At 33.4% G+C, this 14,957-nt stretch carries 15 protein-coding genes; 7 read left to right on the top strand and 8 right to left on the bottom strand.

What is annotated here, in order from left to right; translation table 11 throughout:
• Window positions 1–890: 890 nt before the first annotated feature.
• The 3 genes from BM024_RS13660 (at window position 891) to BM024_RS13235 (ending at window position 2,470) form a co-directional block, all read left to right on the top strand.
• Window positions 891–1,043: a hypothetical protein gene (locus BM024_RS13660; protein WP_177190214.1), complete on the top strand. Its 153-nt coding sequence runs from the start codon at window positions 891–893 to the stop codon at window positions 1,041–1,043.
• Between the two features lie 12 nt (window positions 1,044–1,055).
• A complete protein-coding gene (locus BM024_RS13240; RefSeq protein ID WP_090681367.1) occupies window positions 1,056–1,655 on the top strand; it encodes a hypothetical protein in 600 nt (199 codons plus the stop codon).
• Window positions 1,656–1,885: 230 nt separating this feature from the next.
• Window positions 1,886–2,470 carry a hypothetical protein gene (locus BM024_RS13235; RefSeq protein WP_090681364.1) on the top strand — a complete coding sequence of 195 codons (585 nt, stop codon included), beginning with the start codon at window positions 1,886–1,888 and terminating at the stop codon, window positions 2,468–2,470.
• A 73-nt stretch (window positions 2,471–2,543) separates the two neighbouring features.
• Here BM024_RS13235 and rplS read toward each other — a convergent pair whose 3' ends face one another.
• The gene (rplS, locus tag BM024_RS13230; RefSeq protein ID WP_090681372.1) at window positions 2,544–2,894 is read right to left on the bottom strand and encodes a 50S ribosomal protein L19; all 351 of its coding nucleotides are present in this window, start codon (window positions 2,892–2,894) and stop codon (window positions 2,544–2,546) included.
• Between the two features lie 151 nt (window positions 2,895–3,045).
• Window positions 3,046–3,723, bottom strand: a complete 678-nt coding sequence (gene trmD, locus BM024_RS13225) for a tRNA (guanosine(37)-N1)-methyltransferase TrmD (protein ID WP_090681362.1) — start codon at window positions 3,721–3,723, stop codon at window positions 3,046–3,048.
• Window positions 3,724–3,839: 116 nt separating this feature from the next.
• Here trmD and BM024_RS13220 point away from each other — a divergent pair, with 116 nt between their 5' ends.
• From BM024_RS13220 to BM024_RS13210, 3 genes are all read left to right on the top strand, one after another.
• On the top strand, window positions 3,840–4,994 hold the full coding sequence (locus BM024_RS13220; RefSeq protein ID WP_090681359.1) for an MFS transporter: 1,155 nt from the start codon (window positions 3,840–3,842) through the stop codon (window positions 4,992–4,994).
• A gap of 76 nt (window positions 4,995–5,070) precedes the next feature.
• A complete protein-coding gene (locus BM024_RS13215; protein WP_090681356.1) occupies window positions 5,071–6,003 on the top strand; it encodes a peptidylprolyl isomerase in 933 nt (310 codons plus the stop codon).
• A gap of 79 nt (window positions 6,004–6,082) precedes the next feature.
• Window positions 6,083–7,018 carry a pyridoxal-phosphate dependent enzyme gene (locus BM024_RS13210; RefSeq protein ID WP_090681354.1) on the top strand — a complete coding sequence of 312 codons (936 nt, stop codon included), beginning with the start codon at window positions 6,083–6,085 and terminating at the stop codon, window positions 7,016–7,018.
• A gap of 57 nt (window positions 7,019–7,075) precedes the next feature.
• On the opposite strand, the gene BM024_RS13205 is transcribed toward BM024_RS13210, so the two are convergent.
• The 6 genes from BM024_RS13205 to BM024_RS13180 form a co-directional block, all read right to left on the bottom strand.
• Window positions 7,076–7,495, bottom strand: a complete 420-nt coding sequence (locus tag BM024_RS13205; RefSeq protein ID WP_090681351.1) for a nucleoside-diphosphate kinase — start codon at window positions 7,493–7,495, stop codon at window positions 7,076–7,078.
• Between the two features lie 116 nt (window positions 7,496–7,611).
• Complete coding sequence (gene pncB, locus BM024_RS13200) at window positions 7,612–8,799, bottom strand: nicotinate phosphoribosyltransferase (RefSeq protein ID WP_090681349.1); 1,188 nt, start codon at window positions 8,797–8,799, stop codon at window positions 7,612–7,614.
• A gap of 214 nt (window positions 8,800–9,013) precedes the next feature.
• Window positions 9,014–10,843, bottom strand: coding sequence for an ABC transporter ATP-binding protein (locus BM024_RS13195; RefSeq protein WP_090681346.1), 1,830 nt, complete (start codon window positions 10,841–10,843; stop codon window positions 9,014–9,016).
• A 24-nt stretch (window positions 10,844–10,867) separates the two neighbouring features.
• Window positions 10,868–12,595: a phospho-sugar mutase gene (locus BM024_RS13190; protein WP_090681343.1), complete on the bottom strand. Its 1,728-nt coding sequence runs from the start codon at window positions 12,593–12,595 to the stop codon at window positions 10,868–10,870.
• Between the two features lie 19 nt (window positions 12,596–12,614).
• The gene (locus tag BM024_RS13185; protein ID WP_090681340.1) at window positions 12,615–13,571 is read right to left on the bottom strand and encodes a glycosyltransferase family 2 protein; all 957 of its coding nucleotides are present in this window, start codon (window positions 13,569–13,571) and stop codon (window positions 12,615–12,617) included.
• Between the two features lie 6 nt (window positions 13,572–13,577).
• Window positions 13,578–14,126 (bottom strand): DUF4199 domain-containing protein, encoded by a 549-nt coding sequence (locus BM024_RS13180; protein WP_090681337.1) that lies wholly within the window; start codon window positions 14,124–14,126, stop codon window positions 13,578–13,580.
• A gap of 235 nt (window positions 14,127–14,361) precedes the next feature.
• Here BM024_RS13180 and BM024_RS13175 point away from each other — a divergent pair, with 235 nt between their 5' ends.
• Complete coding sequence (locus BM024_RS13175; protein WP_090681333.1) at window positions 14,362–14,613, top strand: type B 50S ribosomal protein L31; 252 nt, start codon at window positions 14,362–14,364, stop codon at window positions 14,611–14,613.
• The last annotated feature ends 344 nt before the right edge of the window (window positions 14,614–14,957 follow it).

Here is a 14,957-nt window from a genome sequence, read left to right as displayed (position 1 = left end):
GAAGTTCTCCTGAAAAGTGAGGACTTTTTTGTTTTATAAAACCAGCGTGTTCGCCCTTTGGGCTCGGTTCGCTGCCTTTTTTGAAGTTCTCCTGAAAAGTGAGGTGGGTTAATTATTTTGTAGTCGTCTGTTAATTAGTCTTTTAGCCTTATATTAGTTTTGCTGACTCCATTACTAATTTAGTAGATTAGACTAAAACTAAACGTTCAACCCTGTTTTTTTGCCCTTTGCTTCTTAGCGTATTAGCATATCCTCGAATTAGCGTATTCCCGAATCACCAAATTAGCGAATCATCTAATGTGCGCCATCTTGTTTGAAGTTCTCCTGAAAAGTGAGGACTTTTTTGTGTTATAAAGGTAATTAAAAGTGTTTTAATTGGATGTTTAATCTTTTATTACTGGTTCCTTAGCCTCTTTGCATATCTTCGAATTAACGTATTTTACGAATTTACTATTATAGGGCTAGCGTGTTCGCTCTTTGGGCTCGGTTCGCTTCCTTTTTTATAAATCCTCCAGTTCTTTAGTTAATCTCTTTGCTTCTTAGCGTATTTACAAATTAACGAATCAGCGAATCAGAGAATATTTTGAATTAATTGCTTTTATCTATCTATATTATCTATAGTACAATTACCGTTAAATTTTAAACAACTACCTTTGAATGTAAAAAAAAACAATGGATATAATAAGATGCTGATATTATTTAAATTCTCGAGTTATAGCGCGGTAATAGCATTATTTTTAGTTGGCTTTATTACACTCAGTGATATTTTTATTAACAAGAATCAATCAACATTTCATCTATTGACTCTACTAGTTGCATTAATTTTTTTTATAATGAGCTTTTTAGGAATTTTTGTCTATAAAAACTTTAGAGGAATTCACAATCATATTATGATGGAAAAAAATGTTAGTTCAGTACAAGTATCTTTGAGAAACTTGATGTTAATTGCTAGCTTTGTTGCGATAATAATAACCCTAATTTCTAGTTTGCTTTCTTTTGCTTTAATGCAAAGAATGAGAGATGGAATGTCTTTGTTAGGATAAAAAAATTATGATATGAAAAAAAATGTTTTATTTCTTAGCTTATTAAGCTTTTTGTTATTTGGTTGTATTTCATCAGATAGCAAGGTTACTAATACTAAACAAAAAAGTGATATAGTAGTTACTGAAGAAGTTTTAAATAATAATTTAAAAGATACTGTAGCAAATACGCAAAATGATAATACTATTAAGCTAATAAGCGTGATTTTAGATGAGATGTTTAAAGATGATTTATCTAAAAAACTGATTGAGGAATCAAGTCGAAAATTCAAATTTTTTGAGTATGATCTTAATGACGATCGGAAAAAGGAAATATTTGTTGGCTTGATGGGACCATATTTTTGTGGGTCTGGCGGTTGTACATTGTTGTTACTTAGTTCAGAGGGGAAACTGATGACTAAATTTACAGTAACTCAATCTCCCATTTCTATTACGAATATTAAGTCGGAAGGCTGGAAAGATTTGGTATTGCATAGCAATGGTAGGGATTATCTAATTAGATTCAATGGAGATAGCTATCCTTCTAATCCTAGTGTTCAGCCATTGTATACTTCAACAGCTGAACAAAACTTGATTAATGGACTTCATTTAGCTGATCAATCTTATTCTTGGTAAGGATTTGATAGTGAATCATTAATTTAATAGACTTTTCTGTTTAATATATAGTGTTAGGTTTGTTTTGAATGAGGATGTAAGCTGTCTATCAGTTAATTTCTTTGTCTCTTTGCTTCTTTAGTGTAGTTATATATTTTTGTATAAACGTTTTTAAAAATCCACGACCTCTCCTTTGTTCAAAAAACTTAAAAGATTATTGGAAAAAAATGTAGTTTTGCGAAAAAAAGTAAATGAGAAAGTTCCTAAAGAAATGGACTATATTTAGTCTAGTAGTATTAGTGTTTGGAAGTTTAAGTGCTAAAAATAAACCTGAAGCATCTAGGTTTAAAATTGTGCAAGATGGAAAAATTATTTCTGTAAAGGATAATTCAGTTTTATTAGATAAGGAAACTTTTCAATTGGTTTTTACTCTTAAACATGAGGAGGGGGTTTTGGTTCATGCTTCATTTAATCCGTATACGTTTAATGAGGTATCTAACGGTGTATTGGTAGATGATATTGAAACTTTAGGAATGGGTATGGCTGCTGGTCTTTATAACCCTTCAGAAAGCCTTGTTGTTGAAGATAGCGCTCCGAGTTATTGGTTCTATGATTCAGAAGATGAGCATCGCTTCGATTCTTATATGGAGCTCAGAGATAGTATGGAATGTATTCGTACAGTATCTAATTTAGAGAATATTGAAGACGAGTCTTTGATGTCAATACAGAAGGTTAATAGGCCATTGTATTTGGTGATAGTATCTAGTTTTTTTGAAGTAGATGTGGAAACAGAAGTAAAAGAGGTTATGAGTTATTTGAAGATTGATTGGAGATAGATTTACTAAATATCTGGATACAAAAAAAGAGATTGTAATTACAATCTCTTTTTTTATTTTCTCAAAAATAGAATTATCTTCTTCTTTCTTTGATTCTTGCTTTCTTACCAGTAAGTTCTCTGAAGTAGAAAATACGTGCTCTACGAACTTTACCTCTTTGATTTACTTCAATTTTTTCTAATGCTGGCATGTTGATAGGGAAGATACGCTCTACTCCTACGTTACCAGACATTTTACGAATTGTAAACGTTTCTGTGATTCCAGAACCTCTTCTTTGGATAACTACTCCTTTGAAGAACTGTGTTCTTTTTTTCTCACCCTCTTTAATTTCGTAGTACACAGTGATTGTGTCTCCTGCTTTAAATTCAGGGAAATCTTTTCTTGTTATTAATTCGTCTTGTACGAATTTCATTAAATCTGCCATTTGTAATAGTATAATGTGTTTATCTAGAGCAACATACACGGGTCTCGCTAGAGGTTGAACCAAATTGGATGCAAATATACTAAAATTATGATAGTTGTGTAATTTATTTTTCTATTTTTCTGACTTTTGGCATCAAAAGTTGCTAGATATTTTATTCTTCTAATAGATCAGGTCTTCTATTTTGGGTGTGCTCATAAGCCTTGTGTTCTCTCCATTTTTCTATTTCTGGAAAATTACCACTAAGGAGTATGTCAGGAACTTTCCACCCTTTATATTCAGAAGGTCTAGTATAAATTGGGGGAGCTAGTAAATTGTCTTGAAAGCTATCAGTTAAAGCAGAGGTTTCATTGCTTAATACCCCTGGAATTAATCTAATGATTGCATCACATAAAACGGCAGCACCTAATTCACCTCCTGAAAGAACATAGTCACCGATAGAAATTTCTCTTGTAATAAAATGATCGCGAACTCGTTGATCTACTCCCTTATAATGTCCGCATAAAATAATGATGTTTTTTAGCATTGACATTCCGTTAGCCATCGATTGATTGAGGGTTTCTCCGTCGGGTGTCATATAAATTACTTCGTCATAGTCACGTTCTGCTTTTAGAGCACTAATACATTTATCTATTGGTTCAATGCTCATTACCATTCCTGCTCCTCCTCCAAATTGATAGTCATCCACGTTTTTGTGTTTATTGGTGCTGTAATCTCTAAGATTATGAAAATGTACTTCAACAAGTCCTTTTGCTATTGCTCTTTTGAGAATTGAAGCTTCAAATGGACTGCGAATAAGTTCGGGTAAAACAGTAATGATATCTATGCGCATAAAAACTTATTTTTAGCAAATTTACAACGCTTTCTATTAGAAAACAAAAGGAGATAAGAATGGAATGAATGAGAGGAATGATGTTTCATTTGTTTAAAAAATGATAGTTTTGCTGTATGAGTTTATCAAAATCAAATGTTTTTTTTATGGCTGCGGTTACGGGGTTAATCGTGGCGAATTTGTATTACGGGCAACCGTTAATTGTATTAATGGCGCAAGATTTCGGGATTTCGGAATCTTTAGCAGGAACTACGACCTACCTTGCTCAAGCTGGATACGCGATAGGAATGTTAATGATGATTCCATTAGGAGATAAGATAGAGAGGAAAAAGCAAATTGTAATTACAAGTATCTTTGCTGTATTAGCTTTAATATTAGTTGCGACAGCTAAGAATTTTGTTTTGTTACAAATCGCGTTCTTTTTAATAGGCGTGTCTTCTATTGTTCCTCAGTTAATACTTCCGATGGCAGTTTCTTTGTCAGATGCTAAGCAACAAGGACAAGTGATAGGAACAGTGATGAGCGGTTTACTTATAGGTATCTTGATATCTAGAACAGTTAGTGGGTTTATAGGTTCTTGGTTAGGGTGGCGTGAAATGTTTTGGATTGCTGCTGTTATTGGATTGATTTTAGTAGTTCTTATGTGGATTATTTTACCTCAAAACAGTCCTACTTTTAGTGGAGGGTATAAGGAGCTTTATAAATCTTTATGGTTGTTATGGAAGGAACAAGTTGTATTGAGAGAAGCGAGTTGGATTAACAGTCTTTCGTTTGCACAATTTGGTGCTTTTTGGACAACTATGGTACTTTTGTTATCTGCTACTCCCTTTGAATTCAATAGTGCTACTATAGGATTGTTTGGTTTAGTTGGAGCTTGTGGTGCTTTTGCAGCTCCTTTAGTAGGTAAAATTGGAGGAAAAGGAAATTCTGGTATGTTGATTTTGGCAGGAATAGTAATGCTACTAATAAGCTTCGCGGTGTTCTATTTTTCTCAAACTTCGGTTCTTGGAATGATAGTAGGAATAGTCTTGTTAGACTTGGGTTTACAAGTGGTTCATGTATCTAATCAAACGCGTATATATGGTTTATTACCAGAGGCACGTAATAGGTTGAATACTGTCTTTATGTCATTTAGTTTTATGGGAACAGCGTTTGGCTCGGCTTTTGGACTTTATATGTGGAATTACTTTGCTTGGACTGGTGTATGTATAGCAGGAGCTTTTTTGGCATTATTGTCATTGATTCTATATGCATTGAGGCGTTCTAAGTAGAAGTTGTGATTCCTTTATATTATTTTTGTAAGGAATACTTTTATATTTGTACTATTATTAAAAATTAGAAATAAACATGGAAAACGGGATTTACGCAAAATTTAATACAACAAAAGGAGTTGTTATTGCTAAGTTAACACACGATAAAACACCAGGAACTGTAGGGAACTTTGTAGCTTTGGCAGAAGGGAATTTAGAGAATGATTTTCGTCAACAAGGTAAGCCTTATTACGATGGATTAAAATTTCACCGTGTGATACCTGACTTTATGGTTCAAGCTGGATGTCCTCAAGGTACTGGAACAGGTGGACCAGGTTATCACTTTGATGATGAAATTGATTCTACTTTGACCCACAGCAAACCAGGTGTATTGTCTATGGCAAACGCAGGTCCAGGAACCAACGGTTCTCAGTTTTTCATTACGCATGTAGCTACTCCTTGGTTAGATGGTAAACATACTGTTTTTGGACATGTTGTTGAAGGACAAGATATAGTGGATGCTATTGCTCAAGGTGATTTAATCGATTCTATTGAAATTATAAGAGAAGGAGAAGAAGCTAAAAACTGGAATGCAGTTGAAGCTTTTAGAACTTTCGAAGGTTCAAGAGCGGCTCGTATTGCAGAAGAGAGAGCAGCAGCAGCAGAAGCTTTGGAAAAAGTAGCGGCTGGTTTTGATAAAACCGAAAGTGGTCTTAGATACCAAATGATTGTTAAAGGAGACGGTAAGAAAGCTGAAAAAGGTAAAATAGTTGCTGTTCACTATAAAGGTTCATTAGAAAATGGGCAAGAGTTTGATAACTCATACAAACGTAAAAAACCTATTGAATTTCCTTTAGGACAAGGACATGTAATTGAAGGATGGGACGAAGGAATAGCTTTGTTACAAGTTGGAGATAAGGCACGTTTTGTGATTCCATCTTATTTAGGATATGGAGAGCGTGGTGCAGGAGGTGCTATACCACCAAACGCAACTCTGATATTCGATGTTGAATTAATGGATGTAAAATAAAAAAATATAAAAACGCTCAATTCTTTTGAGCGTTTTTACTTTAATGCTATTTGTTGAATCATTTAGTTTATAAATTGTTATGAGAGAGTTATTGTTAGAATGTCATGAGAGAATAAAGCCTTTTATTCATAAGACTCCAATTATGGAATCAGGAATGATTGAGAATTTCTTGGGAAATGATTTGTATTTTAAATGCGAGAACTTTCAAAGAATGGGCGCATTTAAAATGCGTGCTGCTGTTAATGCAATAACACAGTTGACGGATGAGCAAAGGACTAAAGGTGTTGTAACACATTCTTCTGGGAATTTTGCTCAAGCATTAGCTCTAGCTGCTCGAGATCTTGGAGTTCCAGCTTATATAGTTGTACCATCTGATGCGCCTGAAGTAAAGAAGAATGCTATTTTGAGATATGGAGGGGAAGTAATAGAGTGTTTTCCTTCTCTTGATGCTAGAATGCGTACAGCTAATGAGATTGTTGAGGAAAAAGGAGTAACTTTTATTCATCCATCAAATGACTTGCGTGTCATACGTGGAAATGCAACTGCTGCTATGGAAATGTTAGAAATTCATCCAGATTTGGATATTTTGATTGTTCCGGTTGGTGGAGGTGGTCTTTTAGCGGGAACAGCATTGGCAGCTCATTATTTTGGTGCAAATATAGAAGTAATAGGGGCTGAGCCCTTAGAGGCTGATGATGCATATCGATCATTATTGAGTGGAAAAATAGAAGGAAATATTACAACAGATACTATTGCGGATGGTCTAAAAACTCAATTAGGAGATGTGAATTTTCCAATAATTCAAGAACACGTTAAACGTATAATATTAGTTCGTGAAAATGAAATTGTAAGTGCTATGCGTCTGATTTGGGAGCGAATGAAGATAATTGTTGAACCTTCAAGTGCTGTTGCTCTTGCTGCCTTGATAAAGGAAAGACAAGATTTTGAAGGAAAAAAGATTGGAATTATACTTAGTGGAGGAAATGTAGATTTAAACAATCTTCCATTTGAATAAAAAAAGCTGTTTACTAACTAGTAAACAGCTTTTTTTATTTATTAAAAAGCGTTTTAATTAAAACTGCTCTCTTCCAGCAAAATGGAATGCACCCTCAATAGCTGCATTTTCATCGCTATCTGAACCGTGTACTGCATTTTCACCAATAGATTTTGCATATTTTTTACGGATTGTTCCCTCAGCTGCATCAGCTGGGTTCGTTGCTCCGATTAATGTTCTGAAATCTTCAACAGCATTTTCTTTTTCTAAGATAGCTGCTACGATTGGCCCTCTTGACATAAATTCAACCAATTCTCCGTAGAAAGGTCTTTCACTGTGAACTTCATAAAATTTTTGAGCGTCAGCTACAGTAAGCTGAGTCAATTTTAAAGCTACAATTTTGAAACCACCTTCTGTAATCATGTTTAAGATTCCACCGATGTGACCTGCTTCTACAGCATCCGGTTTTATCATAGTAAATGTTCTGTTCGTTGCCATTTTCAAATATTTAATTTAATGCAAAAATACACTTTTAAGTGGTTTTTCCGAATTTCGATTATTAAAAAAAGGATAAAATCTGTTTTTTATTTGTGTTATACTGCAAGAAAATAAACTTAAGTCAGCGGAATATTTAATAATCGTTGAGCTAATTCTATCATCTCTGCTGTGCCTGTATGTTTTTTAGGCTCATCAGAAAGTTTAACTACATCTGTCCAGTCACCTCCTTCAGGATATGCTTGTTTCATCTTGATTACTATATTCATTGGTTTGAGACCTACATCATTAGTAAAGTCTGTACCTACACCAAATGATATTCCAACTTTTCCTTTGCAGTGTTCGACAATGCGTTCTACTTTTTCTGGATTAAGTCCATCTGAGAAAATAATGGTTTTAGAAAGGGGGTTTATGCCTAGTTTTTTATAGTGTTCGATAGTTTGGTCAGCAAAATCTAGAGGATCACCGCTGTCGTGTCGAACTCCATCAAATAATTTCGCAAACTTTTTGTCAAATTGTTCGAAAAATACAGTACTTGTATAGGTGTCTGTTAGAGCAATTCCCAAGTCGCCTCTATATATGTCAACCCAATGTTCTAATCCCATAGAATTAGCCATTTTGAAGCCGTATTTTGCAGCATGAAACATAAACCATTCATGTGCATGAGTTCCTATAGGTTTAGTATTGTATTTCATCGCTAAATGCACATTACTTGTTCCTATGAATGAAGGTTCTCCATATGTTTTTAGTGTATGAACTACTAATTGATGCACGTCGTATGAGTGTCTTCTTCTTGTGCCAAACTCAGCTATATTGATTCCTAGTTTTTTATAGTTTTCTATTTTCTCACGTGTATGCTCAATCACAAAATCATTTGATTCTCTTTCTAATCCTGTTAGTTGGTAGTAAAGTTCGCAGATTATAGACATTAAAGGGACTTCCCATAATATTGTACGATACCAATATCCTTCAATTTCTACTTTTAACTCTTTACCATTTTGAATGATTTTTACTTCAGATGGATCGAAATGATATCCTTGTAGAAAATCCAAATAAGTAGGGTCTAAATAAGGGCAAGTTTTACTTAGAAAACTTTTCTCTTCTTTAGTGAGTTTGAGGGTTGCCATTTCATTTATAGCTAAACGCAATGCTTCTGAAAATCCTTCTGGAAACTCATGTTTTCCTCGATTGATAAATATATAAGATGCTTCAGCATACGGAAACAGCTTTATGGCTGCGTGTTGCATGGTGAACTTATAAAAATCGTTATCTAAAATGGAGTGTATTATTTGATGGGATGTATTCATAATTACGAGGCTATTTTAATTTTGAAGCACTATTGTTTTGTACTATCTGTTTTGTAAAATAAATAGATTGCAACGTTTTAAAAATGGATAGGTAATACATATCCTTTGAAAAAGTTGTTAAAAAGAACAAGCGTAAGTAGATGATACATACGCTTGTTAATGATAAAGAACTCTTCAACTCGAAGATACTTATTTTTTATTTAGTAGGAAAAAATTATTCCAATGTTTGTAGTGAAACTAGGTTTGTATAGGTTCCTCCTAAATGATAAAGACTGTCATGGGTACCTTGTTCTACAATCTTTCCTTTTTGCATTACCACAATCCAATCTGCTTTTTGAATAGTAGAAAGGCGATGAGCAATTACAATAGATGTTCTGTTCATCATCATGTTTTCCAACGCTACTTGTACTAGTTTTTCGCTTTCTGTATCTAAGGCTGATGTTGCTTCATCTAGTATCATTATGGGAGGGTTTTTTAGAACTGCTCTTGCTATAGATAGTCGTTGTTTTTGACCCCCTGATAGTTTGTTTCCTGAATCTCCAATATTGGTATGAATACCTTCTGGTAGGTCTTTTACAAATTCATAGGCGTTAGCAGTTTTTAATGCTTGAATTATTTCTTCATCTGTAGCATCTTCTTTACCTAACTTTATATTGTTTTTAATGGAGTCATTGAATAGGATACTATCTTGAGTAACTAGTCCCATCATTGCTCTAACATCTGTTAGGTTTAAATCGCGTATGTCAGTTCCATCTATTTGAATACTACCCTTGTTGATATCCCAAAAGCGGGTAAGTAGATTTGCAATAGTACTTTTTCCACTTCCGGATTGTCCTACAAGTGCTACGGTTTTTCCTTTTGGTATATCTAAACTAAAGTTTTCTAATACCCAATCATCTTCGTATTTAAAAGAAATATTGTCTAGTTTAATCTCTTTGTCAAAGCTTACTTTTTGTGTAGCATTTTCTTTATTAGTAATTGGATTCTCTTCTTCCAAGATTTCAAGTACTCGTTCTGCTGCTGCATCTCCTTTCTTTAAGCTGTATGAAGCTTTGGAGATAGCTTTAGCAGGTGTTAATACATTGTATGCAAGTGTTATATATCCTAGGAAAGAGGCGCCAGAAAGAGTTTGATCTACTAGAACCATATGTCCACCAAATATTAATAAAACTCCGATGGTTACTATTCCTAAGAATTCACTTAATGGAGAAGATAGGTTTTGTCGATTTAGTATTTTATTATTTAAATGATAAAACTCTGAAGTGGACTCTTGAAATTTACTATTGAATGTTGGTTCGGAATTAAAACTCTTTATCACTTTTAGTCCAGCTAAAGACTCTTCAATAATAGAAAGGAAATATCCTTGTTCTTGAGATGCTTTTTGAGAGTTCTTCTTGAGAGTTTTACCCACTATAGAAATAATGAACCCAGCAATTGGAATAAATATGAAGACAAAAAGAGTTAATTTCGGACTAATTACAAACATCGTAATGATAGTAAATAGTATTGTTAAAGGTTCACGAACCAATAATTCTAACACAGATAAAAAAGAGTGTTGAATTTCTAAAACATCAGAAGTCATCCTAGATATAACATCTCCCTTTCTTTTTTCAGAAAAAAAGGAGAGAGGTAGCTCTAGTGTCTTTTTGTACATTGCATTGCGTATGTCTTTTAATACCCCATTTCTAAGAAAGGTAATGAAATACATAGCCCAGTAATTAAAAAGATTTTTTAATAAAAAAAGTGTAAGAATAACTCCTACCATTATTATTAGGGTGCTTTGTGATCCGTGTTCTTCTGCGTATTGTGATAGAAAATAGGACATGGAATCTTCTAAGTATTTACTCAATTGAGTGAGACCTTGATAGGTTGGCTTTTCGTATATTTTTTTCTCATCGTCAAAAAGTACTTGAAGTAGAGGAATTAGTGCGACAAAAGATACTGCGCTAAAGAGTGCATACAAAATATTGAAAAATATATTTAAGTATGCATACTTTTTGTACGGTTTCGCAAAGCGAATTATTTTTTTGAAATATTCATTCATATTTTTAAGTTCAATAGATGAGAACTAATTTAAGTTCATATCGGAAATGATATTTTCAATTTTTTGATTTAAGTATGCTTCGGCTGATGCAATTTTATCAAGACTTTGTAAGTCCGTATTTACACTAAAATAGAATTTTATTTTAGGTTCCGTTCCACTAGGTCTTGCGCAGATTTTACTTCCATCTTCAAGATAGTAAATCAAAACATTTGATTTTGGAATTTCAATAGGTTCGATTTCTTCTGTAAATAGATTCCTTGCCTCACTGCTTTGATAGTCTTCTATGAATATTACACGTTCGCCGTTTATTTCAGAAACTGGATTTTCGCGTAAGTCAATCATCATTTGCTTTATTTCATTTGCTCCTTCTATTCCTTTTTTAGTAAGCGATATCAAGTGTTCTTTATAAAAACCGTAGTCTAAATATAAATTGAGTAGTTCTTGATATATAGAGCTTCCAGCAGCTTTTGCAATAGCGGCTATTTCACATACCAAAAGGGTAGAAGCAACAGCATCTTTATCTCTAACAGCATCTCCAATCATATATCCAAAACTTTCTTCTCCACCACCAATAAATTGTTGTTCTGGAAAGTCTTTTATCATTTTAGCGATCCATTTAAAACCTGTTAAACCAACTTTACATTCAATTCCATAAGCCGATGCTAATTCAAGCATCATTGGAGTAGATACTATGGTTGTTCCAATAAACTCATTGCCTTTGAATCCTTTGTTTCGTTTCCATTGCTCCAATAAAAAAGCAGTCATAATAGCCATAGTTTGGTTTCCGTTAAGAAGAATCATGGTTCCATTGGAATCACGTACAGCTACTCCTAAACGATCAGAATCTGGGTCGGTTCCAATTACTATATCAGCCCCTGTCTTTTCAGCTAGTTCTAAAGCTAGTTTTAAAGCTTCAGGCTCTTCTGGATTTGGGGACTTAACGGTAGGGAAGTCCCCGTTAGGTTCTTTCTGTTCGCTTACAATTGAGACGTTTTTATAACCTGCTTGTTCTAAAACGCTTGGGATTATAGTTACTGAGGTTCCGTGTAGTGGAGTAAAGACTATTTTTAATTGGTCTTTGGATTCTTGGGGTATGTTGAAACTTGCATTTTGAATGCAAGAATCTATGAAAGCTTGATCTACTTCTTTGTCTATATAGTTCAATAGAGTTTCATTTCCAGAGAATAGAATGTCAGTATAAGCAAGTTGTTCAATTTCTTGAATAATTTCTCCATCTTGTGGTGGTACTAGCTGACCTCCGTCTTCCCAATATACTTTATAACCATTGTATTCAGGTGGGTTATGTGAGGCTGTCAATACAATACCAGCTTTACATTTCAGGTGTTTTACTGCAAATGAAAGTTCTGGTGTGGGACGTAAGTCAGAAAATAAAAACACTTCTATTCCATTAGCTGTGAAAACGTCTGCAACTATTTTTGCTAATGATTTACTATTGTGTCTACAATCATAGGCTATAGCTACCTTAATGTTTTCATTGGAGAAACACTTTTTTAGATAGTTTGAAAGTCCTTGGGTGTTTTTACCTAAAGTGTATTTGTTGATTCTATTTGTACCAACTCCCATTATACCTCTCATTCCTCCTGTTCCAAATTCTAGATTTTTGTAAAAACTATCTTCTAGTTTTGAAGGGTCAGAAGTCATTAGGTCTTTTACAAGATCCTGAGTTTCTATATCAAACGGGCTTTCTAGCCAAGGGTTTACTTTATCTAATATTTCTCTTTCTATCTTCATAGTATAGTATTTTTAAGGATTACATTCCAATTTGGTCTGAAACTCTGTATTCCTTTTCTTTGTTTTTCGTTTTTAAAATAATTTCTCCTAGAAAACCTGCCAAGAAAAATTGAGTACCGATTATCATGGTGGTTAATGCAATATAAAACCATGGGTCTTGGGTAATCAATATTGTAGGTAGTTCTAGATATAGTTTATATAGCTTTTTTGATCCAATGGTTAGGGCTACAATAAAACCAATAGTAAACATTAAAACACCTAAGGCTCCAAAAAGATGCATTGGTCGTTTGCCAAATTTGGATAAAAACCAGATGGTGATTAGATCTAAGAAACCGTTGATGAACCGTTCCATGCCGAACTTAGTGGTTCCATATTTTCTAGCTTGATGTTGTACTATTTTTTCTCCGATGCGGTTATAACCTGCATTTTTAGCTAAAACAGGTATATAACGATGCATTTCACCTGATACTTCGATATTTTTAACAACCGCTTTCTTATAGGCTTTTAATCCACAATTAAAATCATTTAGCTCAACACCAGATGTTTTTCTTGCTGCCCAATTGAAAAGTTTTGAAGGAATGTTTTTAGCGATAACCGAATCATGTCGTTTTTTCTTCCAACCTGATATCAAATCAAAGTTGTCTTCTGTAATGAGTTTATAAAGACCTGGGATTTCATCAGGACTATCTTGTAAATCGGCATCCATAGTGATGATTACATCTCCTTGTGCTACTTCAAAACCTGCATGTAGAGCCTGAGATTTACCGTAATTCTTCTGGAATCTAATACCTTTTACATTAGGGTTGATTTTGGAAAGAGAACTAATGATTTTCCAAGAATCATCAGTACTACCATCATCAATAAAAAGCAATTCATAGGTAAATTTTTCTCGATCCATTACTTTTACAATCCATTGATGGAGCTCAGGTAATGACTCAGCCTCGTTTAATAAAGGAATAACAAGGGATATATTCATGTGTAACTATTGATTTGGTGTAGCTGCGGTTGAAAATTCTGATTGATTTCTCAAAATTAAAGCTATAAGCATACCTCCTATAGAGTATAGTAGAGTTTTCCATGCGAATGCCTTAAATTGATTTGAAATACTGAAGTTGTCAGTGTTCTTTATTTGCTCTATAGTAGATTCAATAGCTTCTGGAGCTACTTGTAATCCTCCCATGTTTTTTTTAGTAAATGCAATACTCATGTTTATGAAAACTTCTTTCATAGAAGGATCAACGATGTTAAAGAGAATCATGGAAACTATAATTAAAGCAGCTAGGCCCATAACTATAGGGATTAGATAAGAAGTAAATGCGTCTTTGAATGTGATTCGACCTCCCAACTTCTTCTTTGCAACTAGTAAAGAAATGGTTGCTACACTTAGGCTTACTAAAGTATTAGTAAAACCCATATAGACATTGACAAATAATTCTTGATAAAAAAAGAAGATAAGCAATGTAGAAATGCTGTACCAAGAAGCTAGGATAAGTCCGAAAAGGACTCCGTTATTTTTAATCGTTTTGTTCATAATAAAATTACGGTATATAACGTACAAATATAGGGAATTGAGCTATAAACTCAGTAGGAATTTAAAAATCAAATCAAAATTAACTAGACTATTCTTTGAAAATTGGATTTAAATTGTAAATTTGCAAATTGAAATAAAACAATTATTAAACAAAAAGTTATCGGAAGTTTATACCTTTCTAGAAATACGAAAGCTTCGAGACGGAAAATAACTATCAATTTAAAAGATTTACATCATGAAAAAAGGTATTCACCCAGAAAATTACAGATTAGTAGCGTTTAAAGATATGTCAAATGATGACGTATTCATCACAAAATCAACAGTAGATACAAAAGAAACTATCGAAGTTGATGGAGTAGAATACCCTGTATACAAAATGGAGATTTCTCGTACATCTCACCCATTCTATACTGGTAAATCTAAACTTATCGATACTGCAGGACGTATTGACAAGTTCAAAACTAAATACGCTAAATTCAGTAAATAATTCTGAATTCAAGATAAAGAAAAGTCACCTCAAAAGGGTGACTTTTTTTATTTCTATTTTTCTGATTTATCTTCCTTTTGAATACTAGTTTTGTTGCTGATAATGCAAAATGAACTAGTTTTGTTGTTATATTTATATTTTTAACATACAAATTAATCTATTTTTTGTATATTCTGCAATAATTAGAAAAACAACTGTTTTTCTATTGGAATTGCCTTTAGGTCTTCCTTTTAATATCGCACATTTTCTATTCTGTGTAATACGTTTTTTCGTATTCTCTTTTAGTGCGTAATACATTCTAATCCGAGAAAAAAAAACTTCCTAAATAGGGGGGAGTTTTGTTA

The sequence above is a fragment of the Myroides guanonis genome, assembly GCF_900114085.1.
GTDB classification, from domain to species: domain Bacteria; phylum Bacteroidota; class Bacteroidia; order Flavobacteriales; family Flavobacteriaceae; genus Flavobacterium; species Flavobacterium guanonis.
This window is presented reverse-complemented; position numbering and strand designations above follow the sequence as displayed.